The following is a 20,964-nucleotide window of genomic DNA, read 5'->3' as shown; positions in this document are numbered from 1 at the left end:
GGCATGGGACGCGTCATTGCAGTGGCCAATCAGAAGGGCGGGGTGGGCAAGACCACCACCGCGGTCAATCTGGCCGCCGCGTTGGCGCGACTGGGCAAACGCGTTCTGCTGGCGGACATGGACCCGCAGGGCAACGCCACCGTCTCTCTTGGCGTGGACAAGGATGCCCTTGAACGGACGCTGTATGATGCGCTCATCGGTGAGGCCAAGCTGAGGCAGGTACTGGTGCCAGCCGAGGAGGCGGGTGTGGATGTGGCGCCCGCCAATGGTGATCTTACTGCCGCCGAGGTGGACCTGCTCGAGGAAACCCTTGGGCCGAAGCGCCTGCGCAAGGTGCTTGAAAAGGTGCGCGGCGATTACGATGCCATTATTATCGACTGTCCGCCCACGCTCAATATGCTTACCCTCAACGCACTGGTGGCGGCGGATGGCGTGCTGGTGCCGGTGCAGTGCGAATACTTTGCGCTGGAAGGGCTGTCGGCGCTGATGGATACCATTGAGAAGGTGCAGGCCGGCTTCAACCCCGACCTGCAGATCGACGGGCTGCTGCGCACCATGCACGATCGGCGCAATAACCTGGCCAACGACGTCTCCAATGAACTGCTGGCCCATTTCGGCATGAAGGTGCTTTCCACCATTGTGCCGCGCAATGTGCGCCTGGCCGAAGCGCCCAGCTACGGTCAATCCATTCTCGACTACGACGCCAGCTCCACTGGCGCCATGGCCTATCTGGCGCTTGCCAACGAACTCACCCGACGAACCGGAATTTAGGACAACGCAGATGGCAAAGAAACGACGCGGACTGGGCAACGCCCGAGGAATCGACAAGCTGCTGGGTGAAAAGGCGGTACGCGCTACCAGCGGCGGTGACCAGCGCATCGAGCAGCTGCCAGTGGAGCAGTTGCAGCCCGGCCAGTATCAGCCACGCCAGCAGTTCGATCAGGTAGCGCTGGACGCGCTGGCGGACTCCCTCCGTGCTCAGGGTATGGTGCAGCCCATTGTGGCGCGCCGCCTTGAGGACGATCGCTACGAAATCATTGCCGGCGAGCGGCGCTGGCGCGCGGCGCAGAAAGCGGGTCTGGTGACTGTCCCGGTCATCGTGCGTCAGGCGGACAATCAGGCCACGCTGGCCATGGCGTTGATCGAAAACCTGCAGCGCGAAGACCTCAATCCCATAGAACAGGCACAGGGGCTGGCGCGCCTGCTGGACGAGTTCAGCCTCACCCACGAGCAACTGGCCGAAGCGGTAGGTGTGTCCCGGGCGCAGGTGAGCAACCTGCTGCGCCTGCTCAAACTGCCCGAGATGGTGCAGGCCTGGGTGCACGACGGCCTGCTGTCCATGGGGCATGCCCGGGCGCTGCTGACCCTGCCGGAAAGTTCGCAGCTGGCGCTGGGGCAGCGCGCTATCGACGAAGGCTGGAGCGTGCGCCAGCTGGAGGCAGCAGTGCAGCGCCAGCAGGAGGAAAAACCGAAAAAGCGCACCAAAAAGGACCCCAATATTACCGCGCTGGAGCAGCGACTGGCCGAGCAGTTGAGTGCAAAGGTGGCCATTCACCACGGTGCCAAGGGGCGCGGTAAGCTGGAAATCCGCTACAGCGATCTCGATGACCTGCAGCGCATTTTGGATGCCTTGGGGGTTCAGGGCGACTGAGCACCATATGTTGTGGCTACCTGCTGTGCTATAGCCGCCCAGATGATAAAAGCCCATTTATCCTCCCATTTCAATTGCTGATGGGGGGTTAATCGGTATAAGATATGGTGAATTTGTCTGGTCTTTTGAACTGAGAAGGACACGTGAGCGAACCACACGATAGCCCGCGCCCCAAAGGGCCCAATTTTCTCCTCATCGGGGCCGGCACCATGTTTACCGCCATGGTGATTTCAGGCTTTCTTGTGGGTTATGTGTTTGACGAGCTGCTGGACACCCGACCGATTGCCATGCTGATCTGCGGCGTGCTGGGCATGATCGGCGGGATGATGAAGGTTCACGAAGTGACCCGACTGCAGGACCAGGTGCCTGCGGCGGATGAAAACGAACAACCGGGTGACGACAGCCGGGACAAGGATACGCCACGCACATGAACGGACCGCAGAAGGCCATTGCGATCCAGCTGATACTGGGCCTGATTGTCGTCGCCGCGTTTGCCACGCAAGGCAGTGAAATGCTGCTGTCGGCCCTGTATGGATGGGCGATCGGTGTGGCAAACCTGCTGCTGCTGGGTGGCACGTTCCGCATCGCCAATCGACAGGCGGCGAACAACCCTAAGCAGGGCATGACCGTCTTATATATGAGTGCGGTAATCAGGTTTATCCTGCTTGCCGTGTTTTTTGCATTAGGGCTGGCGCTCTTCGCACTCAAGCCGATGCCGATGGTGCTCACCTTTGTGGTGATGCAGTTGGGCTCGGCGCTGAGTCTGCGGGGCAAGCGCCGTTTGACTGACTAAGGAGAGTGGACCTTGAGCGCGGAGAAGTTAAGCACCGTCGAATACATCCAGCACCACCTCACCAATGCGCACATCGGTGAAGGGTTCTGGACCATCAATGTGGATACCGTCATCTACAGCATTCTGCTGGGCGTATTCCTGCTGTGGGTTGGCAAAAAGGCTGTTGCCGAAGCCAGCGATGGCACCCCGAGCGGCCTGCAGAACTTCTTTGAAATGCTGATCGAATTCGTTCAGACCAATATCAAGGACGCCTTCCCGGGCGCACCCAAATTTATCGGCCCCATGGCGCTGACCATTTTCGCCTGGGTCTGGCTGATGAACTTTATGGACCTAATTCCGGTGGATCTGCTGCCGTGGCTGGGTCAGCTGGTGGGTATCGAGCACATGCGTGTGGTACCGACGACCGACCTGAACACCACACTGGCGCTGGCCTTCACCGTATTTGGTCTGATCATTGTCTTCAACCTTAAAGCGAAAGGCGTGGGTGGTTTTATCAAGATGTTCCTGACCCATCCCTTCGGACCGTATCTGGCGCCGATCAATGTTGTGATGACACTGATCGAAGAGATCGCCAAACCCATTTCCCTGGCATTGCGACTGTTCGGCAACATGTTCGCAGGGGAGCTCGTGTTCATGCTGATCGCACTGATCGGCGGAACCTTGGCAGTGGGTGCCGCTGCACTGTTCTGGGCGCCGTTGCAGGCTGTGTTGGATCTTGGCTGGCTGCTTTTCCACCTGCTAGTCATTACCCTGCAGGCCTTCATCTTCATGGTGCTCACCATCGTTTATCTTGGCATGGCACACAGCACGGATCACTGATCCGTGAGGGCTGGCTCGCCGGCCCGGATAAACACGGCGCCACAGGCGCAAACAGAGGCGGCCCTGCCAAGGGCCAAACCGACTTTTTAACTTTGTAACTTTAACTTTGTAACTAGGAGTAAGACCATGGAAGTAACCGCTGCTATGATCGCTGATATCTATTCTGCGACTGCAATTGGTGTAGGTGTGATTCTGGCTGCTGCAGGCTTGGGTTCTGCAATCGGCTGGGGTCTGATCTGTTCCAAGACACTGGAAGGGATTGCACGTCAACCTGAAATGCGCCCTCAGCTGATGACCAACATGTTCATCTTCGCGGGTCTGATGGAATCCTTCCCGTTCATCATTCTGGCTTTCGCAATGTGGTTCCTGTTTGCCAACCCGTTCGTTGGCGCAATGAAAGCGGCTCTGGGCGCTTGATTACAAGCGGAGTGCACGTCACCCCGATTGTTTAAACCACTAACGAGGACACCACAGTGAATATTAACGCCACCCTTCTCATCCAAATCGTAGCGTTCATCCTTATGATTTGGTTTGTGAACAAGGTGCTGTGGGGCCCGCTGACACGGCTGATGGCTGAACGGCAGAAACGCATTGCCGACGGCCTTTCAGCCGCCGAAAAGGGTAAGCATGAGCTGGAGCTGGCAGAACAGCGCGCCAAGGAGGTCCTGAAGGACGCCAAGGCACAGGCTCAGAACATTCTTGCCCAGGCTGAAAAACGTGCCAATGAAATCGTGGAAGACGCGAAGATCAAGGCACAGGAAGAAGCCGAGCGGGTCAAGACAGCCGCACAGGCCGAAATCGAACAGGAAATTGCGCACGCACGTGAGCAGCTCCGCAAGGAAGTTGCAGAACTGGTTGTCACCGGTGCAGAGAAGATTCTGCAGAAAGAGGTGGATGCCAAGGCACACGAGCAGCTGCTCAATTCCCTGGTTCAATCAATCTAAGGGAACAACGGTATGGCAGATACATTGACCATTGCTCGACCTTATGCCGAAGCGGCGTTTGAGCACGCCAAGGCGGCCAATCAGCTTTCGCAATGGTCAGAACTTCTGGAAACCCTGGCATTGATCGCGCAGGAAGAAACGGTACGCAAGGTACTGAAAAACCCTGAGATCAAGCGCAGTGTCAAGGTGCAGCTGTTCGCGGACGTCCTGGGCGACAAGCTGCCTAAGGACGGCCTTGCGCTGCTGCAGACCATGGCGGATCACGATCGTCTGCTGTTGCTGCCAGAAGTGGCCAAAGTGTTCGAATCCATGCGTGCGGCGGCCGAAGGCCGCATTCAAGCGCACGCCGTTTCGGCCATGGAGCCAACGGTCGAGCAAAAAGAGAAAATCGCTGCTGCACTTAAAGCCAAGTTCAACGCCGATGTGGACATCGACTACAGCGTTGACCCTGATCTGATCGCCGGCATGCGTATTCGTATCGGCGACTGGGTTGCGGACGGAAGCGCCCGCATCCAGCTGCAGAAGCTGCGTGCAGCAATCGCCCAATAATTCTGGAGAGGAAAGCATGAAACTGAATCCCTCTGAAATCAGTGACCTGATCAAAAACCGCATCGAAGGTTTTGAAGTCACTGCCGAGAAAGGCAGTGAAGGCACTGTCATCAGCATCGCCGACGGCATCGCACGGATCTACGGTCTGTCCGACGCCATGTACGGCGAAATGGTCCAGTTCGACGAAAACACCTACGGCATGGTGCTCAACCTTGAGCACGATTCCGTGGGTGTCGTTGTTCTGGGTGAATATGAACACATTTCCGAAGGTGACACCGTACGTTGTACTGGTAGGATTCTGGAAGTGCCGGTTGGTCCCGAGCTGCTGGGCCGCGTCGTTGACGCGCTGGGCCGTCCCATCGACGGCAAGGGTCCCATCGACGCCAAGACAACTTCGCCGGTTGAGCGTATTGCGCCGGGCGTTATCGACCGTCAGTCCGTTGACCAGCCGCTGATGACCGGTATCAAGGCGATCGACTCCATGATTCCGATCGGCCGTGGCCAGCGTGAGCTGATCATCGGTGACCGTCAGACCGGTAAGACCGCAATTGCTATCGACGCTATCATCCGCCAGAAGGGTACCGGTGTTAAATGTATCTACGTGGCCATCGGTCAGAAGGCTTCCACCGTTCGCAATATTGTGACCAAGCTGGAAGAGTATGGCGCGATGGAGTACACCACTGTTGTGGCGGCCAACGCCTCCGATCCGGCGGCTCAGCAGTATCTGGCAGCCTATGCGGGTTGTGCCATGGGTGAATATTTCCGTGACCGCGGTGAAGATGCCCTGATTGTTTACGATGACCTGACCAAGCAGGCCTGGGCCTACCGTCAGATCTCTCTGCTGCTGCGTCGTCCGCCGGGCCGCGAAGCTTATCCGGGTGACATCTTCTACCTGCACTCCCGTTTGCTGGAGCGTGCGGCGCGTGTGAACGCCGAGTATGTTGAAAACTTCACCAATGGCGAAGTGAAAGGCAGGACCGGTTCACTGACCGCGCTGCCGATCATCGAGACGCAAGCCGGTGACATCTCTGCATTTGTTCCGACCAACGTGATTTCCATCACCGACGGTCAGATCTTCCTGGAGACTTCTCTGTTTGCACAGGGTATCCGTCCTGCCATCAACGCCGGTCTGTCTGTATCCCGTGTTGGTGGTGCTGCGCAGACCAAGGTTATCAAGAAGCTGGGTGGCGGTATCCGTGTTGACCTGGCACTGTACCGTGAACTGGCAGCCTTCGCGCAGTTCGCCTCTGACCTGGACGCGGCAACCCGTGCTCAGCTGGAGCGCGGCAAGCGTGTAACTGAGCTGATGAAGCAGCCTCAGTACTCACCGCTGTCCATTGGTGAAATGGCCGCATCTCTGTATGCTGCCAATGAAGGCTTCCTGGACGATATCCCTGTCGAGAAGGTTGGCGACTTCGAGCGTGCCCTGCATGCCTACCTGAACAGCAACAACGCTGACCTGATGGCTAAACTTAACGAAACCGGTGACTGGAACGACGAGATCGAAGCGGAACTGCGCAAGGCGATCGAGGAATTCAAGGCCAACGGTGTCTACTAAGAGGGTTTAGCCATGGCAGGTGCAAGTAAGGAAATCCGGGGTAAGATCAACTCGATCAAGAATACCCAGAAGATCACCAAAGCCATGGAAATGGTGGCTGCGGCAAAAATGCGCCGTGCACAACAGCGCATGGAAGCCAGCCGCCCCTATGTGGAAAAGCTCAAGCGCGTTATCGGCCATGTGGCCAATGCGCACCCTGAGTATAAGCATCCTTATACTCAGCCAAGCGAACACAAGAAGATCGGCCTGATCGTCGTATCTTCCGACCGTGGCTTGTGTGGTGGCCTGAACAACAACCTGTTCCGTAGATGTATCCGTAGCATCAAGGAATGGCAGGAAAACGGTGCAACCGTGGAACTGGCATTGATCGGCCGCAAGGCCGAGACCTTTTTCAAACACGTGGGCGGCAATGTGGTTGCCTCCGTAGTGGACCTGGGTGATGCACCCCATGCAGAAGATCTGGTCGGTGAAGTCCGCGTCATGCTGGACAAGTTGGACAGTGGCGAGCTGGATACGCTCTATATCGCTTCCAACGAGTTCGTCAACACCATGACTCAGCAGCCGAAGATCGAGCAGCTGGTGCCCGTTGTCGCCGATGCGGCCCAGCAGGAGAAGATGCCGGTCTACTGGGATTACATCTACGAGCCTGATGCCAAGACAGCCCTGAACACCCTCATGAACCGCTATATCGAGGGGCTGGTTTATGGGGCTGTAGTGGAAAATGCCGCGTGCGAACAGTCTGCACGTATGATCGCGATGAAAAACGCGACCGACAATGCCGGCAAAATCATCAAGGAACTGCAGCTTGCGTACAACAAGGCCCGTCAGGCCGCGATTACGCAGGAGATTTCCGAGATCGTGTCCGGTGCTGCGGCAATCGAAGGCTAAGGGTTTGGAATTTAAAGACAAAGGTACAAGATCATGAGCGGAAAAATCGTACAAATCATTGGCCCGGTTATCGACGTCGAGTTCGACGGCGAAGCCCTGCCAAACATCTATGACGCTTTGATTGTCGACGACGCCAACCTGACGCTGGAAGTTCAGCAGCAAGTCGGTGATCACGTCGTTCGCGCAATCGCCATGGGTCCGTCCGATGGCCTGAAGCGTGGCATGAGCGTAAGCAACACGGGCAACCCCATTTCTGTTCCCGTGGGCAAGGCCACTTTGGGCCGCATCTTTAACGTGCTGGGTGAAGCCATCGACCACGCGGGCGATGTCAACGCCGAAGCCAAGTGGCCCATTCACCGCAAGGCGCCTGCGTTTGACGAACTGGCCCCTGCGACCGAGCTGCTGGAAACCGGCGTCAAGGTTATCGACTTGGTTTGCCCCTTCGCGAAGGGTGGTAAGGTCGGCCTGTTCGGTGGTGCCGGTGTAGGTAAAACCGTAAACATGATGGAGCTGATCCGCAACATCGCCATCGAGCACAGCGGTTACTCCGTATTCGCCGGTGTGGGTGAACGTACCCGTGAGGGTAACGACTTCTACCACGAAATGAAGGAGTCCAACGTACTGGACAAGGTAGCCCTGGTTTACGGTCAGATGAACGAGCCGCCAGGTAACCGTCTGCGTGTAGCTCTGACCGGTCTGACCATGGCGGAATACTTCCGTGACGAAGGCCGTGACGTACTGCTGTTCATCGATAACATCTACCGTTACACGCTGGCCGGTACTGAAGTATCCGCCCTGCTGGGTCGTATGCCTTCTGCGGTAGGTTATCAGCCTACGCTGGCGGAAGAGATGGGTATGGTGCAGGAGCGTATCACCTCCACCAAGAAAGGTTCCATCACCTCCGTGCAGGCGGTATACGTACCAGCCGATGACCTGACCGACCCGTCTCCTGCGACCACGTTTGCTCACCTGGATGCGACCGTGGTACTGAACCGTGCCATCGCCGAAATGGGTATCTACCCTGCGATCGACCCGCTGGACTCCACCTCTCGTCAGCTGGATCCGCAGGTTGTGGGCACCGAGCACTACGAAATCGCACGCGATGTGCAGAAGACCCTGCAGCGCTACAAGGAACTGCGGGACATCATCGCCATTCTGGGTATGGACGAGCTGTCTGAAGAAGACCGCCTGACCGTAGCTCGTGCGCGTAAGATTCAGCGTTTCCTGTCTCAGCCTTATCACGTTGCAGAAGTCTTCACCGGTCAGCCCGGTGTGTACGTACCGCTGAAGGAAACCCTGCGCGGTTTCAAAATGATCCTCAGCGGTGAACTGGATGATCTGCCGGAGCAGGCGTTCCTGTACGTGGGCGGTATCGACGAAGCGATCGAGAAAGGGCAGAAGCTCAAAGATAAGGGGTAATCAGTCATGGCAGTCTCAATGCAAGTCGACATCGTAAGCGCCGAGCAACCGCTTTTCTCCGGGAAGGCGAACGAGGTGTTTGCGTTGGCTGCCGAGGGTGAGGTGGGCATCCTGCCCCACCATACCCAGTTTCTTTCCACGTTGAAGCCCGGGCTGGTGCGCATTGTCAGCGGTGATGAAGAAGAGCACTTCTTCGTTGCCGGCGGCATTCTGGAAGTACAGCCCGAGGTGGTCACCATCCTGGCCGACTCCGCCATCCGTGCGGATGATCTGGACGAGGCCAAGGCGCTGGAGGCCAAGCAGCGTGCCGAAGAGGCGATGAAAAAGGCCGAGTCCGAAGTGGACTTTGCCAAGGCGCAGGCGGAGCTTAGCGAAGCCATTGCTCAGCTGGAAGCCATCTCCAAGCTGCGCGAGCGCCTGGGGAAACGGGGACTCACCGTTTCCCACTGATTTCCCCCTCGACAGCTTCAATACAAAAGCGCCTCCGGGCGCTTTTTTTTTTTTAGGCACAGGTGCCCATTACAGGCCTCTGCCATGATGCGCTTGGCCGGGTAAAATGAAGAATCATCCCGGGAGAAGTGAAGTGATTCAGCCCATTATCCTTGCGGCCGGCAAGGGAACACGCATGAAATCGCGCTTGCCCAAGGTGCTGCAGCCACTGGCGGGCCGTCCTCTGTTGGCCTATGTTCTGGATGCGGCCCAGGCCGTGGCGGATGTTCCCCCACTTGTGGTGATCGGTTACGGTTCCGGTCAGGTGCAGGCACGTTTTGACGGCCCCCGCTGGGTGCTGCAGGGCGAGCAGCTGGGCACGGGGCATGCTGTTCAGCAGGCCGCCATGCATGTGGCCGATGAAGCCATTGCGCTGATTCTTTATGGTGATGTGCCATTGGTGCAGCCGCAGACGCTTAAGGATCTGGTGTCGCTGGTGGATGAGAACCATCCACTGGCGCTGTTGACGGTGGCGCTGGAGGATCCCACCGGCTACGGGCGCATTGTGCGCGATCAGCATCATCAGGTGGTGGCAATCGTGGAGCAGAAGGACGCCACGCCCCAGCAACTGGCCATCCGCGAGGTGAACACCGGCATGATGGCGGTTTTTGGCCGTCAGCTGAAGCGCTGGCTGGCGCGGCTGGATAATGACAACGCTCAGGGCGAGTATTATCTGACCGACATTATCCGCTTCTGCGTCGAGGACGGCCATGAGATTCACACCACCTCGCCATCGTTGCAGCTGGAGGTGATGGGGGTCAACGACAAGGCGCAGCTGGCGCAGCTGGAGCGCGCCTGGCAGCGCCATCAGGTGGATCGGCTGCTGGCGGCAGGCGTGACCGTAGCGGATTCGGCGCGGCTGGACATTCGTGGCAGCGTGTCCGTGGGGCAGGATGTGTTCATTGATGTGAATGTGGTGCTGGAAGGGGATGTGCACCTGGCCGATGGCGTGCACATCGGTCCCAACTGCGTATTGAAAGATGTCTCACTGGGCGAAAATACGCAGGTGCATGCCTTCAGTCATCTGCAGGGGTGCAAAACCGAACCGGATGTAAGCATCGGCCCCTATGCACGCATTCGTCCGGACACTACGCTGGCGGAAGGCGCGCGCGTGGGCAATTTCGTGGAGATCAAGCAGTCTGCCATCGGTGCAGGCAGCAAGGTCAATCATCTCGCCTATATTGGCGACACCACCATGGGTGCGGGCGTGAATATCGGTGCTGGCGTGATTACCTGCAATTACGACGGCGTCAACAAGCACCGCACCGTTATTGGAGACGGCGCCTTTATCGGCTCCGACTCGCAACTGGTGGCGCCGGTGGAAGTGGGCGAGGGTGCCACCATCGGCGCCGGCTCCACCATCGTGAAGAATGCACCGGCGCAGCAGCTGACGCTGTCGCGCGCCAAACAGGTGACGTTGAAAAACTGGCTATCGCCCAAACAGCGCTGCAAGGGAGACGAATGATAGACGAGAGCGCGCTCTCAGAAGTCCAGTTTGCCTGCCTGCAGCAGACGCTGCCGCAACTGGGCTGGACGCATACTGCCTCAGATGGCGGCCAGAATCAGTTTGTCGGCTGGGAGGCGCACCTGCGCTATGAAAAGGAGGGTGCCATCCTGACCCTGATTCAGGGGGAGCGTGCCGGACAGGCCTACTACACTTATGAGGCCAACCCGAAAGCGCTGGTACAGGTGAACGCACTGCTTGCCAAGTGCGCCGAGGATTGACGCCATGGTTACGAAGCTTTCCGCCTATATTCGTCTCATGCGTCTGGATCGCCCGGTGGGCATCTGGCTGGTGCTGTGGCCGGCGCTATGGGCGCTGTGGCTTGGCGCTGGCGGCACGCCCGATCCGTGGACGCTGTTCGTTTTCGTCATGGGGGCGGTGCTGATGCGCTCGGCAGGCTGTGTCATCAACGACTACGCCGACCGCAATTTCGACCCCCATGTAAAGCGCACCTGCACGCGCCCCATCGCCTGTGGCGAGGTCTCGCCCAAAGAGGCGCTGGTGCTGTTTGCGCTCCTCATCGCGTTGGCGTTTGCGCTGGTGCTGACCCTCAATCGCGAAACGGTTCTGTGGTCGCTGGGCGCCTTTGTGCTGGCGGCACTGTACCCTTTCACCAAGCGCTGGACCTACTGGCCGCAGGCCTTTCTCGGCGCGGCGTTTGCCTGGGCGATCCCCATGGGCTTTGCGGCCACGCGCGGCGAGGTGCCCCCTGAGGCGTGGCTGCTGTATGCCGCCACACTGGTGTGGGCGCTGATCTACGACACCTACTACGCCATGGTGGATCGGGAGGACGACATCAAGATTGGCGTGAAGTCGCCGGCGGTGCTGCTGGGCGAACGGGTACTGCAGGTGGTGGCGGTGCTTCAATGGGTGATGATTCTGCTGCTGATTTTCGCCGGCATGGCGTTTGGTCTTGGGCCGTGGTATTTCGCTGCGGTGCTGCTGGCGGCGGCGCAGTTTGTCTGGCATCAGCGTCTCGCAGCCAGCGGCCGCCCCTTCGAGGCCTTTCTGCGCAACCACTGGGTCGCCTTCACCATTTGGATCGGTATCGCCCTGCAGTTAAGGTAAAAGCGCGGATTAAACTAGCCAGTGCAACACCTTGAGGTGACAAGAAGGGCCAGCCGGGATAGCATGGACTGTGCGCCTTCTAACCACCACGAAAGAGGGGTCCAATGGCCAACTACCAACGACTGACCCAAGAGGAAAGATACCAGATCTGGGCGCTGAAGAAAGCAGGAGAAAGGATCAGCGCGATCGCCTGGGTTATGTCCCTATAGTGCTGTAAATTGAATTGGCCACCGTGGCCTCCTCACCGTAGGATTGATGTTGCAAAGCATTAACCAACCGAGAGGAGAAAACACGATGGCCGAGTACAAGATTACGGTAAACGACACCCTGTTGTCCAATCTGCTCACAGGTGACAGACAGGGACTGGGAGAACTGGTGGAGAGCGTACTCAATCAAATGCTTGAAGCACAGGCCGAAGAATCAAGGTGCGCGAACAGCAGCGGGTTGTGACCAAGGCGGCCCTGCTGGTCTCGGGCATTAATGCCGAAGGCTATCGCGAGGTGCTCGGCATCCCCATGGGCGACAGCGAATCGGAAGGCTTCTGGCCTGACCTGTTCAACGGGCTCAGGCAACGGGGTCTTGAGGGTGTGACCTTCGTCGTCTCGGACGAACACAAGGGCCTGGTGAATGCCATTCAGCGCTGTTTCCAGGGTGCCATCTGGCAACGCTGTCAGGTGCACTTTCTGCGCAATGTGCTCACCCATACCCCAGCTCGACACAAAACGGCCATGACAGAAGGGCTCAAGCGCATCTTCAGAGCGCAGACGGCACAGGAAGCACGACAAAAGGCCCATGCCCTGATGGAGGAGATGGAAAATGCAGCCCCCAAGGCGGTGGCCTGTCTGGAAGAAGGGCTGGAAGACGCCCTGGCGGTGATGGCCTTGCCGGAGAAATACTGCCGACGGCTCAAATCAACCAACATGCAGGAGAGGCATCGGCCGAACGGCTAATTGGGGCACTGCTGGCCGAGATACATGAGGATTGGCAGGACAGGCGATACCTGGACATGAGAGAGTTTAACGAATGGTGGGAAGCGCAACAGGCTTCCGAGCGAAAGACGGATAAGGTGGTCGGTATCGATCACTGAGACTGGCGCAATGTCAAACCTGCGGAAGGGAATTTACAGCAGATTTGGGACTTGACCGCGTCTGCGCGAACTTGAAGAGGAAAGCCGCCGTCTGAAGAAAATGTACGCCGAAGAGCGGCTCATGGCCGAGATCCGCAAGGAAGCCCTGGAAGGAAAGCTTTTAGGCCATCTCGGCGACGGGAGATGGCCAAAGTCGAGTTTATTCGGGAGGCAACCCAGAATTACCTTTTTATAACCCTTTGTTTTCTTTTTCTTAATACATGGCCATTACTGCAGGCGGCCGCCGGGGATTTCCGCTTCGGCATGAAAGAGAGCATGCAGATCCCACTGCGCCTTGTCGCTTCCCGTCTGCAGCAGCTTGAGCAGCGTGTGGTTCAGCTGGGGCTGATAGGGCAGCACGATACCCTGCCCACTGGCGGGCTTGATGATCATCTGCGCTGGTTTCTCTGCACTGGCAGTGTTGTAGGTGATCTCCACCGCTAGAATCGGCGCTTCACCCAGTGGATACTCGTAGGCTTCAGCCTGTTTTTCCAGCGGCGTATCCTCCACCGGCTGAATGGCGTCAGCCTGCTCGAGCGGCAGGGCGGGCGTGTCGGCAAAGCGTTCGCCGGTCTGGGGATGTACCCCCTGCAGGATGGGCACCCACAGCTTGATGAAGCGGCGCGTCAGCCAGGCGCGGTAGAGCTGATTGCCACTGCGCAACTTGAGCAGCAGGCGGTCCTCGTTGGCTACGAAATCGATCTGAATCTGCTCAAGCGTCTGGCTCAAAGAGAAATACCTCCGTCAGGATAAGTGGTGCTTCGTTGCGCTCGAAGCGGCTGTGCCGCCCCCAGCGGCCGTGCCAGAGAGGGGGGTCCCCGACTTTTTCGGCGGCGAAAATTTTACCGGTCTGCAGCGGACTGCGTGTAATCCCCTGCAGGGTAAAAAGCACCTCTCCCAGTGGTTTTTCACCGATTTTTGCCAGCTCATACCAGGGGTTTCCCGGATTGAAGTCCGGAATGTAGGTGCGCGCCCACAGCAGGGGGTCATCGGTGCGGGGATGGTGCAGGATCACTTCACGCACCCACCCTTTCGCGGCCAGTGGTCCGTAGGCTGCCTGTTCGTGCTCGCAGATGCGGCCGATGCCTTCGCGCTGGCGCACCACGCGAATGGGCGCGCCGCACAGGGCATTCAGCCGTGCGGTGAGGCTGCCGGTTTCCAGCAGCCAGTCGGCCAGAGCAGCAGGGTAGTCGGTGCGCTTGTGCCAGATCATGCCAGCGCGTAATCCTGTCGGTTGTGCAGCCAGCGCGCGTGCAGCGCATCGGCCAGTTCGGGACTGTTGTGGAGCAGCCACTGCGCCCACTGGCGCGCCGTGGGCAGCAGCGCTTCATCCCGCGGCAGTTCGGCGAGACGGAAGGTGAGCCCACCGGTCTGGCGGGTGCCGAGCACTTCGCCGGGGCCGCGGATGGCCAGATCCTCTTCTGCAATCTTAAACCCGTCTGTGGTTTCGCGCATGATCTGCAGGCGGCGTCTGGCGGTGTCAGACAGTGGCGGCTGATAGAGCAGCACGCAGTGACTCTGCTTGGCGCCGCGGCCGACGCGTCCGCGCAGCTGGTGCAGTTGCGCCAGGCCGAGGCGTTCGGCATTTTCAATCACCATCAAACTGGCATTGGGTACATTCACCCCCACTTCGATGACGGTGGTGGCCACCAGCAGCTGCAGGTCGCCTGCCTTGAAGGCCTGCATGATGGCATCCTTGTCCTGTGCTTTCATGCGCCCGTGCACCAGCCCGACCTGCAGGTCGGGGTGGCGCTGCGCAAACAGTTTCAAGGTCTCTTCGGCAGCCTGGGCATCCAGTGCGTCGCTCTGCTCGATCAGCGGGCACACCCAGTAGGCCTGCACGCCTTCGCGGCAGCGCTCGGCGAGATGATCCATCACCTCGAGGCGCTTGTCCATGCTCATCACTGCGGTGTGCACCGGCTTGCGCCCGGGCGGCAGTTCGTCGATGACGGAAACGTCCAGATCGCCGTAGGCGGCCATGGCAAGCGTGCGCGGGATGGGCGTGGCGGTCATGATCAGCTGATGGGGATGCAGGCCCGCCGCCTGCCCCTTCTGATGCAGGGCGAGGCGCTGATGCACGCCGAAGCGGTGCTGCTCGTCGATGATGACCAGCCCGAGGCGGGCGAATTCGACCTCCTTCTGAAACAGGGCATGGGTGCCGATGACTACTTTCGCTTCACCCGATGCAATGCGCGCCAGCTGTTCGCGCCGTTGCGCAGCGCTCAGGCGGCCGTTGAGCCAGGCGACAGGCACATTGAGCGGTTCCAGCCATTCGAGAAAATGGTTGCGGTGCTGTTCGGCGAGGATTTCCGTGGGCGCCATGACCGCAGCCTGATAGCCGGCATCGGCTGCCTGCAGGGCGGCCAGGGCAGCGATGATGGTCTTGCCGGAACCCACGTCGCCCTGCACCAGTCGCTGCATGGGGTGGGGCTTCTGCAGGTCGGCCTGCACCGCCTCCAGCACGCGCTGCTGCGCACCGGTCAGCTGGAACGGCAGGGATACCAGCAGGGCATTGACCAGATTGGAGGGCGGGAGCACCGGGGCATTCAGCTGCGCCTTGTGGGCGCGCAGCCGCGCCAGCCCCAGCTGGTGGGCCAGCAGCTCTTCCAGAACCAGTCGGGTCTGCGCCGGGTGGGTGTGGTTCATCAGCGCGTCCAGATCGTCGTCCGGCTCGGGGCGGTGCACCGTATGCAGTGCCTGATTGAGGCTGGGCAGGGCGTGTTCCTGCACCAGCGCGTGGGGCAGCAGCTCCTCCAGCGGGTGCTGGCGCAGCAGCGACAGTGCCTGCTCGGTCAGCTTTAGCCAGGTGCTCTGCCCCACCCCCTCGGTGGAGTGGTAAACGGGCGTGAGCGTGCTTTGCAGTGGCGGTGGATTGTCCGGATCGAAAATGCGGTACTGGGGGTGCACGATTTCCAGCCCCGTGGGACCGGGACGCACCTCGCCAAAGGCGCGCACCTGCTTGCCGCGCAGGAACTGGCGCGCCTGATTGTGATTGAAGTGAAAAAAGCGCAGCGTCAGCGCCCCGCCGTCCAGCTCTACCAGTAGGCTGGCCCTGCGCCCCTGCGTGAAGCGTTGGCTGGTGATGGTGCCTTGCGCCAGCTGTTCGGCAAAGGGGCGCAGGGCGTGCAGCGGCGTCAGCCGCGTCTTGTCCTGATAGCGGTAGGGCAGGTGAAGCAGCAGATCCTGGACAGTGGTGAGGCCAAGGCCCGCCAGCTTTTGCGCCAGCTTGTCGCCCACACCCTTCAGGCTGGTTAGGCGCTGCTGGGCGAGCATCAATAGCTGCTGATGACCATCACGCCATCGGCTTCGATGTCGGTGCCCTTGGGCAGTTCGGCCACGCCTACGGCGGCGCGTGCCGGATAGGGCTGGTCGAAATACTGCGCCATGATCTCGTTGACGGTGGCGAAGTGGCTGAGATCGGTCAGGTAGATGTTGAGCTTGACGATGTCCTTCAGGTCGCCGCCGGCCGCTTCACACACGGCGCGCAGGTTCTGAAACACGCGGTGGATGCGGTTTTCGATGGGGCCGTCCACCAGTTCCATGGTGGCAGGATCCAAGCCGATCTGACCGGACAGATAGACGGTGTCGCCTACACGCACCGCCTGGGAATAGGTGCCAATGGCCTGCGGAGCCTGGTCGGTTGAGATGATTTCGCGCATGATGAAGTCTCCTTTTTCAGTGACGATTGTGCGCCTGTCGATAGATCTGACTGCGTTCGCGCTTTCTGATGGCCAGCACCACAACGATCAACTGCTGATCCTTTACCTCATAGACCAGACGATAACCGCTCTGGCGCAATTTAATCTTATAACGGCAGGGATGCCCAGTCAGTCTATCGGACGGCACATGAGGGTTTTTCAGTCGTTCAGCCAGCTTCTTTTTCAGCTGGGTTTGCAGCGTTCCATCCAGTTTTTTCCACTCGCGCAGCGCCTGAGGATGGAAGGCCAGTTTATAGCTCATCCAGAGAAACCTTGATGGGCTGGCTGCCATCCTGAGCCCGTTGCTCGGCCATGGCGTTCAGTTCCAGGTCTTCAAGACGTTCTAGCATAGCTTCAAAGGTATCCGCCGGCACGCAGTAAAAGGCCGGGTCGTTGCGGCTCAGAATCGCCACCGGTTCGCCCTCGCCACTGGCGACTGTTCCCATGGGGTCTCGTTTCAACTCGGTAATGCTGGCAATAATGCGGGTCTGGAGGGTATGGGCCATGACTGCTCTCCGTTGTTATAGGAGTGTATTATACAGAGTGTCTTTAAGCGCACTCTAAAAAGCTTCTTACGATTGCTGCGGTCTGATCCGGATGGCTGCGAAACGGCAGGTGGGCGGCGTTTTCGATGACCCGTACCTGCGCATGGGGCTGCAGTTGGGATAGTGTCTGCACCCACTTTACCGGGATAAGCGGATCCTTTTCCCCCAGCAGCCACAGGGTGGGCTGGTGAATGTGGGGCAGGTCGTTGCGGAAGTCCAGCGTGCGCAGCAGCGCCAGCCCCTGTTTCAGGCCGGAGAGCGTGGGCAGCCGGCGGCCCTTCATCTCCGCCACGAACTGGCGCATCAGCTGCCGCGCCAGCGGATCGCCCTGCCACTGCATCACCCAGAAGCGCTTCAGCAGCGCGGCGGTGTCGCGCACCACCGTCTCCAGAAACTCCTGAATCAGCTCCGGCGGCACGCCATGGCGCCAGCTTTCCGCCTGCACGAAGCGGGGCGAGGTGCACAGGCCGATCAGGTGGGTGATGCGCTCGGGTGCATGCAGGGCGATATCCTGCGCCATGAGCCCGCCCAGTGACCAGCCCAGCAGTGCGGTGGGCTGCGGCGGCAATGCGTCGATCAGGGCTTCACGCCAGCGGGTGTGGATTTGCTCGGGCGTGTCGGCCTCGATGGGTGGGCTGTTGCCAAAGCCGGGCAGCTCGATCAGATGGCAGGTGAAATGGGGCGCGAGCCAGCTTTCCACCCACGGGCGCCACACGGCATTGTCCGCCGCCCAGCCGTGGATGAGCGTCAGATTCGGCCCCTGGCCGAGGGTTTCATGGTTCAGTGTGCACATGTCTGTCCAAACTGTTGGCGACGCCACGCCACAATGGCCTGATAGTCTTCCTCTGCAGCCTGTGTCAGGCGGACTGTCCAGGACATTTTTCAGCGCATCAAGATGCTTGCGCAGCGCTTCGGGCGAGTCGAATGCCGAAAAACGACCATTGTCCAGGTCATCGACCCCTTTCTTTGCAAATCGGGAGGTAGAGTCACGATTTGCAAGGATAAAGAGCGGCCAGTGCCTCCAGCAGGCGCGCTACATCTTCCAGCGTGTGGCAGGCGCTGAAGGTAATGCGCAGGCGGGCGCTGCCTTTTGGCACCGTAGGCGGGCGGATGGCGGGCACGTGAAAGCCCTGTTCAAACAGGGCGCGGCTCCAGGCCACAGCGGTGGCGGCATCGCCGAGAATGAGCGGCTGGATGGGCGTTTCGCTCTCCCACAGGGTGAGGCCGAGGCTTTCGGCTTCTGCACGGAAGTGCTGGATCAGCGCACGCAGGTGGGCGCGCGCCGCATCGGCCTGCTGCACCTTTTTAAGCGCAATGCGCGCCGCCAGCGCATTGGCCGGCGGCAGGGCGGTGGTGTAGATCCATGGCCGCGCCAGATTGATGAGGGCATCAATGGCGATCTGGCTTCCGGCTACAAAGGCGCCGAATACACCGAAGGCCTTGCCCAGTGTGCCTACGCGCAGGGTGTCGTCATCCGCCTGCAGGCCAAAGTGTTCGAAGCTGCCGCGGCCGTGTTCGCCCAGCACGCCGAAGGCATGCGCTTCGTCCACCAGCAGCCAGGCGTCGTGTTTTTCCTTCAGTTCGAGGATGTCAGGCAATGGCGCCATGTCCCCGTCCATGCTGAATACGCCGTCGGTGACGATCATGGCCTGACCTTCTGCAGCCCGCAGACGCTTTTCCAGCATCGCCATGTTGCGGTGGGGATAGCGTTTCAGCTCTGCCTCGGACAGGCGCGCACCGTCCAGCAGCGAGGCGTGATTGAGCTTGTCGTGAATCAGGGTGTCGCCGCGCTGCATGAGCGCCTGCTGCACCGCCATATTGGCCATGTAGCCGGTGGAAAACAGCAGCACGCGTTCCACGCCGAGCCAGTCGGACAGTTCGTCTTCCAGCAGGTGGTGGTGCAGGTGATGGCCGCTGATCAGATGTGCGGCACCGCTGCCGAAGGTGGCGTCGTCTGCGGCACAGACCTGCCTGCGGATATCCGGGTCTTCGCTCAGGCCCAGATAGTCGTTGGCGGCAAAGTTGACCAGGGTTTTGCCGTTGAGTTGGATGCGCGTGCCGATGGGGCTGGTGACCAGCGGCACGCGGCGGAACAGCTCTGCCTGCTTACGCTGTTGCAGAAGCGGCTCAAAACGATCGCGCAGGCGCATGTTCAGGCGACGCTGGCGCTGCTGTCCTCGTCCAGATGGGCGTGGGCGCTCTGCTGCATGCGCAGCCCCAGCTTGGCGAACAGGGCGCGGTCGTGGTCTGCGTCAGGGTTGTCGGTGGTGAGCAGCTTTTCGCCGTAGAAGACGGAGTTGGCCCCCGCCATGAAGCAAAGCGCCTGCGCCTCGTCCGACAGCTCCATGCGCCCGGCCGACAGGCGCACATAGGACTTGGGCATCATGATGCGTGCGGCGGCGATGACGCGCACCAGTTCGATGGGGTCGGTCCTGCCGCGCATCTCTGCCAGCGGCGTGCCCTCGATGGGCACCAGCAGGTTGATGGGCACCGAGTCGGGGTGGGCGGGCAGATTGGCAAAGGTGCGCAGCAGCTCGGCGCGGTCCTCGGGCTTTTCACCCATGCCGATAATACCGCCGGAGCAGACGTGAATGCCGGCTTCCTGCACGCGGCGGATGGTGTCTAGGCGATCCTCATAGGTGCGGGTGGTGATGACCTTGGGGTAGTAGGCTTCGGAGGTGTCCAGATTGTGGTTGTAGTAGTCGAGGCCGGCGTCCTTGAGCTGCTGCACCTGCTCGTCGTCCAGCATGCCCAGCGTCAGGCAGGTTTCCATGCCCAGCGCCTTGACCATCTTGACCATCTCCAGCACCACAGGGAAGTCCTTTTTGTTGGGATTGCGCCAGGCGGCGCCCATGCACAGGCGCGTGGCGCCCTTGTCGCGGGCCTGCATGGCCTTGTCCAGCACCTCCTGCAGGGTCATCATGGGCTCCTTGACCAGGCCGGTGTTGTAGCGCGAGGATTGGCTGCAATAGGCGCAGTCCTCGGCGCAGCCGCCGGACTTGATATTGACCAGGGTACTCACCTGAATCTCGTTGGGGTCGAAGTGCCGGCGGTGAATGCGCTGCGCTTCAAACAGCAGGTCGTTGAGCGGCATGTCCAGCAATGCCTGCACTTCGTCGCGGGTCCAGTCGTGGCGGATATCACCCAGAGCGGCCATTTTCGGTATCCTTGTGGCTATGTTTAACGGCATTATATCAGCGCTGACCCGCTGGCTGTTTCCGCCCAGATGCGTGCTGGACGCGGGGCCGGCCAGCCGGTTTGATCTGGCGGACCATCTCGTCGCATCCCTGCAGTCGGTGTCGGCACAGCCCCACTGCAGCCGCTGCGCGGTCAATCTGCCGACCAATGGCGTCTGTCCGGCTTGCCTGCAGCACCCACCGGCCTTTGATCGGGTGCTGTCGGCCTATTTTCTGGATGACACCCTCAAGACGCTGCTGCACCGCATGAAATACGGCCGCGGCGATCTGGCTATCACGCGGCTGTTGAGCAGTCTTGCCATCGAACCATTGCAGCAGCAGGCGTCGGACGCCATGGCATTGATTCCGATCCCCCTGCATGCCGAGCGTTATCGCAAGCGCGGTTTCAATCAGTCCGCCTTTCTGGCGCGGGACTGGGGGAGGGCATTTGACCTGCCGGTGCGGGAAGATGTGCTGGTGCGCACCCAGGATACGGGACAGCTGGCGGGGCAGGCTCGAAAGCAGCGGCAACGCCTCATGCAGGGTGCATTCTGCCTTGCAGATGACAACATTGATCTTCCGCCGATTGTGGCACTCGTGGATGATGTGCTCACCACAGGCAGTACCGCTGACGCAGCCGCCACTGCCCTGAAAGCAGCGAATCCCGATCTGGTCGTAGAAATTTGGACGGCGGTGCGCACACCGATGATAAAATAATGCTATTAAAAATAATAGTT

At 59.8% G+C, this 20,964-nt stretch carries 27 protein-coding genes and 1 pseudogene; 19 read left to right on the top strand and 9 right to left on the bottom strand.

Translation table 11 applies throughout. The features are described from left to right. Window positions 1-3 precede the first annotated feature (3 nt). The 18 genes and pseudogenes from BUQ81_RS07980 to BUQ81_RS08640 all read left to right on the top strand — a co-directional run. A complete protein-coding gene (locus BUQ81_RS07980; protein WP_074201887.1) occupies window positions 4-771 on the top strand; it encodes a ParA family protein in 768 nt (255 codons plus the stop codon). A gap of 10 nt (window positions 772-781) precedes the next feature. Continuing rightward, the gene (locus tag BUQ81_RS07975; protein ID WP_074201886.1) at window positions 782-1,651 is read left to right on the top strand and encodes a ParB/RepB/Spo0J family partition protein; all 870 of its coding nucleotides are present in this window, start codon (window positions 782-784) and stop codon (window positions 1,649-1,651) included. 143 nt (window positions 1,652-1,794) lie between these two features. Continuing rightward, on the top strand, window positions 1,795-2,082 hold the full coding sequence (locus tag BUQ81_RS07970; protein ID WP_074201885.1) for an AtpZ/AtpI family protein: 288 nt from the start codon (window positions 1,795-1,797) through the stop codon (window positions 2,080-2,082). Continuing rightward, window positions 2,079-2,444 (top strand): ATP synthase subunit I, encoded by a 366-nt coding sequence (locus BUQ81_RS07965; protein ID WP_074201884.1) that lies wholly within the window; start codon window positions 2,079-2,081, stop codon window positions 2,442-2,444. Before BUQ81_RS07970 ends, BUQ81_RS07965 begins: the two co-directional genes overlap by 4 nt. A gap of 12 nt (window positions 2,445-2,456) precedes the next feature. After that, complete coding sequence (gene atpB, locus BUQ81_RS07960; protein WP_074201883.1) at window positions 2,457-3,263, top strand: F0F1 ATP synthase subunit A; 807 nt, start codon at window positions 2,457-2,459, stop codon at window positions 3,261-3,263. Between the two features lie 126 nt (window positions 3,264-3,389). Further along, window positions 3,390-3,680, top strand: coding sequence for a F0F1 ATP synthase subunit C (atpE, locus tag BUQ81_RS07955; protein WP_074201882.1), 291 nt, complete (start codon window positions 3,390-3,392; stop codon window positions 3,678-3,680). Between the two features lie 56 nt (window positions 3,681-3,736). Next, window positions 3,737-4,207, top strand: coding sequence for a F0F1 ATP synthase subunit B (locus BUQ81_RS07950; protein WP_074201881.1), 471 nt, complete (start codon window positions 3,737-3,739; stop codon window positions 4,205-4,207). Window positions 4,208-4,219: 12 nt separating this feature from the next. Then, on the top strand, window positions 4,220-4,756 hold the full coding sequence (locus tag BUQ81_RS07945) for a F0F1 ATP synthase subunit delta (RefSeq protein ID WP_074201880.1): 537 nt from the start codon (window positions 4,220-4,222) through the stop codon (window positions 4,754-4,756). A 16-nt stretch (window positions 4,757-4,772) separates the two neighbouring features. Further along, on the top strand, window positions 4,773-6,314 hold the full coding sequence (gene atpA, locus BUQ81_RS07940; protein WP_074201879.1) for a F0F1 ATP synthase subunit alpha: 1,542 nt from the start codon (window positions 4,773-4,775) through the stop codon (window positions 6,312-6,314). Between the two features lie 12 nt (window positions 6,315-6,326). Beyond that, the gene (atpG, locus tag BUQ81_RS07935) at window positions 6,327-7,202 is read left to right on the top strand and encodes a F0F1 ATP synthase subunit gamma (RefSeq protein WP_074201878.1); all 876 of its coding nucleotides are present in this window, start codon (window positions 6,327-6,329) and stop codon (window positions 7,200-7,202) included. Between the two features lie 30 nt (window positions 7,203-7,232). Beyond that, entirely contained in the window at window positions 7,233-8,621 is a 1,389-nt protein-coding gene (gene atpD / locus BUQ81_RS07930) for a F0F1 ATP synthase subunit beta (protein WP_200770575.1), read from the top strand. 6 nt (window positions 8,622-8,627) lie between these two features. Further along, the gene (locus tag BUQ81_RS07925; protein ID WP_074201876.1) at window positions 8,628-9,071 is read left to right on the top strand and encodes a F0F1 ATP synthase subunit epsilon; all 444 of its coding nucleotides are present in this window, start codon (window positions 8,628-8,630) and stop codon (window positions 9,069-9,071) included. 106 nt (window positions 9,072-9,177) lie between these two features. Further along, window positions 9,178-10,575 carry a bifunctional UDP-N-acetylglucosamine diphosphorylase/glucosamine-1-phosphate N-acetyltransferase GlmU gene (gene glmU / locus BUQ81_RS07920; protein WP_074201875.1) on the top strand — a complete coding sequence of 466 codons (1,398 nt, stop codon included), beginning with the start codon at window positions 9,178-9,180 and terminating at the stop codon, window positions 10,573-10,575. After that, window positions 10,572-10,835: a hypothetical protein gene (locus BUQ81_RS07915; RefSeq protein ID WP_074201874.1), complete on the top strand. Its 264-nt coding sequence runs from the start codon at window positions 10,572-10,574 to the stop codon at window positions 10,833-10,835. Before glmU ends, BUQ81_RS07915 begins: the two co-directional genes overlap by 4 nt. Before the next feature lie 4 nt (window positions 10,836-10,839). Next, window positions 10,840-11,682, top strand: a complete 843-nt coding sequence (gene ubiA, locus BUQ81_RS07910) for a 4-hydroxybenzoate octaprenyltransferase (protein ID WP_074201873.1) — start codon at window positions 10,840-10,842, stop codon at window positions 11,680-11,682. Window positions 11,683-11,976: 294 nt separating this feature from the next. Next, on the top strand, window positions 11,977-12,132 hold the full coding sequence (locus BUQ81_RS08740; RefSeq protein WP_159432280.1) for a hypothetical protein: 156 nt from the start codon (window positions 11,977-11,979) through the stop codon (window positions 12,130-12,132). Continuing rightward, entirely contained in the window at window positions 12,108-12,632 is a 525-nt protein-coding gene (locus BUQ81_RS07905; protein ID WP_074201872.1) for an IS256 family transposase, read from the top strand. Before BUQ81_RS08740 ends, BUQ81_RS07905 begins: the two co-directional genes overlap by 25 nt. Window positions 12,633-12,827: 195 nt before the next feature. Further along, window positions 12,828-12,961, top strand: a pseudogene (locus tag BUQ81_RS08640) (IS3 family transposase); the annotation flags it as partial. Between the two features lie 75 nt (window positions 12,962-13,036). Here the strand turns inward: BUQ81_RS08640 and BUQ81_RS08635 are convergent. The 9 genes from BUQ81_RS08635 to bioB form a co-directional block, all read right to left on the bottom strand. Next, window positions 13,037-13,537, bottom strand: coding sequence for a hypothetical protein (locus tag BUQ81_RS08635; RefSeq protein WP_074201871.1), 501 nt, complete (start codon window positions 13,535-13,537; stop codon window positions 13,037-13,039). After that, window positions 13,521-14,021 (bottom strand): chorismate--pyruvate lyase family protein, encoded by a 501-nt coding sequence (locus BUQ81_RS07890; protein WP_074201870.1) that lies wholly within the window; start codon window positions 14,019-14,021, stop codon window positions 13,521-13,523. Before BUQ81_RS07890 ends, BUQ81_RS08635 begins: the two co-directional genes overlap by 17 nt. After that, a complete protein-coding gene (recG, locus tag BUQ81_RS07885; RefSeq protein WP_234947420.1) occupies window positions 14,018-16,081 on the bottom strand; it encodes an ATP-dependent DNA helicase RecG in 2,064 nt (687 codons plus the stop codon). Before recG ends, BUQ81_RS07890 begins: the two co-directional genes overlap by 4 nt. Next, window positions 16,081-16,467, bottom strand: coding sequence for a RidA family protein (locus BUQ81_RS07880; protein ID WP_074201868.1), 387 nt, complete (start codon window positions 16,465-16,467; stop codon window positions 16,081-16,083). The genes recG and BUQ81_RS07880 overlap by 1 nt, the downstream gene beginning before the upstream one ends. 16 nt (window positions 16,468-16,483) lie before the next feature. After that, window positions 16,484-16,768 carry a type II toxin-antitoxin system RelE family toxin gene (locus BUQ81_RS07875; protein WP_074201867.1) on the bottom strand — a complete coding sequence of 95 codons (285 nt, stop codon included), beginning with the start codon at window positions 16,766-16,768 and terminating at the stop codon, window positions 16,484-16,486. After that, a complete protein-coding gene (locus BUQ81_RS07870) occupies window positions 16,758-17,012 on the bottom strand; it encodes a type II toxin-antitoxin system Phd/YefM family antitoxin (protein ID WP_074201866.1) in 255 nt (84 codons plus the stop codon). The genes BUQ81_RS07875 and BUQ81_RS07870 overlap by 11 nt, the downstream gene beginning before the upstream one ends. Window positions 17,013-17,055: 43 nt before the next feature. Further along, entirely contained in the window at window positions 17,056-17,844 is a 789-nt protein-coding gene (locus BUQ81_RS07865) for an alpha/beta fold hydrolase (RefSeq protein WP_074201865.1), read from the bottom strand. Window positions 17,845-18,037: 193 nt separating this feature from the next. After that, window positions 18,038-19,201, bottom strand: a complete 1,164-nt coding sequence (gene bioF, locus BUQ81_RS07860; RefSeq protein ID WP_074201864.1) for an 8-amino-7-oxononanoate synthase — start codon at window positions 19,199-19,201, stop codon at window positions 18,038-18,040. 2 nt (window positions 19,202-19,203) lie between these two features. Then, on the bottom strand, window positions 19,204-20,208 hold the full coding sequence (bioB, locus tag BUQ81_RS07855; RefSeq protein ID WP_074201863.1) for a biotin synthase BioB: 1,005 nt from the start codon (window positions 20,206-20,208) through the stop codon (window positions 19,204-19,206). A 19-nt stretch (window positions 20,209-20,227) separates the two neighbouring features. Here bioB and BUQ81_RS07850 point away from each other — a divergent pair, with 19 nt between their 5' ends. Continuing rightward, window positions 20,228-20,944, top strand: coding sequence for a ComF family protein (locus BUQ81_RS07850; protein ID WP_084188319.1), 717 nt, complete (start codon window positions 20,228-20,230; stop codon window positions 20,942-20,944). Window positions 20,945-20,964: the final 20 nt, after the last annotated feature.

The sequence above is a fragment of the Sulfurivirga caldicuralii genome (assembly GCF_900141795.1).
In the GTDB taxonomy this organism is placed as follows: Bacteria; Pseudomonadota; Gammaproteobacteria; order Thiomicrospirales; family Thiomicrospiraceae; genus Sulfurivirga; species Sulfurivirga caldicuralii.
Note: the sequence above shows the minus strand (reverse complement) of the source record. Positions and strands in the feature narration are given on the sequence as shown.

Excerpts from the sequence above, each read along its gene's own strand:
- BUQ81_RS07980 (WP_074201887.1), top strand. The coding sequence starts at position 4 with ATGGGACGCGTCATTGCAGTGGCCAATCAGAAGGGCGGGGTGGGCAAG.
- BUQ81_RS07975 (WP_074201886.1), top strand. The coding sequence starts at position 782 with ATGGCAAAGAAACGACGCGGACTGGGCAACGCCCGAGGAATCGACAAG.
- BUQ81_RS07965 (WP_074201884.1), top strand. The coding sequence starts at position 2,079 with ATGAACGGACCGCAGAAGGCCATTGCGATCCAGCTGATACTGGGCCTG.
- atpE (WP_074201882.1), top strand. The coding sequence starts at position 3,390 with ATGGAAGTAACCGCTGCTATGATCGCTGATATCTATTCTGCGACTGCA.
- BUQ81_RS07945 (WP_074201880.1), top strand. The coding sequence starts at position 4,220 with ATGGCAGATACATTGACCATTGCTCGACCTTATGCCGAAGCGGCGTTT.
- atpA (WP_074201879.1), top strand. The coding sequence starts at position 4,773 with ATGAAACTGAATCCCTCTGAAATCAGTGACCTGATCAAAAACCGCATC.
- atpG (WP_074201878.1), top strand. The coding sequence starts at position 6,327 with ATGGCAGGTGCAAGTAAGGAAATCCGGGGTAAGATCAACTCGATCAAG.
- BUQ81_RS07925 (WP_074201876.1), top strand. The coding sequence starts at position 8,628 with ATGGCAGTCTCAATGCAAGTCGACATCGTAAGCGCCGAGCAACCGCTT.
- glmU (WP_074201875.1), top strand. The coding sequence starts at position 9,178 with ATGAAGAATCATCCCGGGAGAAGTGAAGTGATTCAGCCCATTATCCTT.
- BUQ81_RS07915 (WP_074201874.1), top strand. The coding sequence starts at position 10,572 with ATGATAGACGAGAGCGCGCTCTCAGAAGTCCAGTTTGCCTGCCTGCAG.
- ubiA (WP_074201873.1), top strand. The coding sequence starts at position 10,840 with ATGGTTACGAAGCTTTCCGCCTATATTCGTCTCATGCGTCTGGATCGC.
- BUQ81_RS08740 (WP_159432280.1), top strand. The coding sequence starts at position 11,977 with ATGGCCGAGTACAAGATTACGGTAAACGACACCCTGTTGTCCAATCTG.
- BUQ81_RS07890 (WP_074201870.1), bottom strand. The coding sequence starts at position 14,021 with ATGATCTGGCACAAGCGCACCGACTACCCTGCTGCTCTGGCCGACTGG.
- recG (WP_234947420.1), bottom strand. The coding sequence starts at position 16,081 with ATGCTCGCCCAGCAGCGCCTAACCAGCCTGAAGGGTGTGGGCGACAAG.
- BUQ81_RS07880 (WP_074201868.1), bottom strand. The coding sequence starts at position 16,467 with ATGCGCGAAATCATCTCAACCGACCAGGCTCCGCAGGCCATTGGCACC.
- BUQ81_RS07875 (WP_074201867.1), bottom strand. The coding sequence starts at position 16,768 with ATGAGCTATAAACTGGCCTTCCATCCTCAGGCGCTGCGCGAGTGGAAA.
- BUQ81_RS07870 (WP_074201866.1), bottom strand. The coding sequence starts at position 17,012 with ATGGCCCATACCCTCCAGACCCGCATTATTGCCAGCATTACCGAGTTG.
- BUQ81_RS07865 (WP_074201865.1), bottom strand. The coding sequence starts at position 17,844 with ATGTGCACACTGAACCATGAAACCCTCGGCCAGGGGCCGAATCTGACG.
- bioF (WP_074201864.1), bottom strand. The coding sequence starts at position 19,201 with ATGCGCCTGCGCGATCGTTTTGAGCCGCTTCTGCAACAGCGTAAGCAG.
- bioB (WP_074201863.1), bottom strand. The coding sequence starts at position 20,208 with ATGGCCGCTCTGGGTGATATCCGCCACGACTGGACCCGCGACGAAGTG.
- BUQ81_RS07850 (WP_084188319.1), top strand. The coding sequence starts at position 20,228 with ATGTTTAACGGCATTATATCAGCGCTGACCCGCTGGCTGTTTCCGCCC.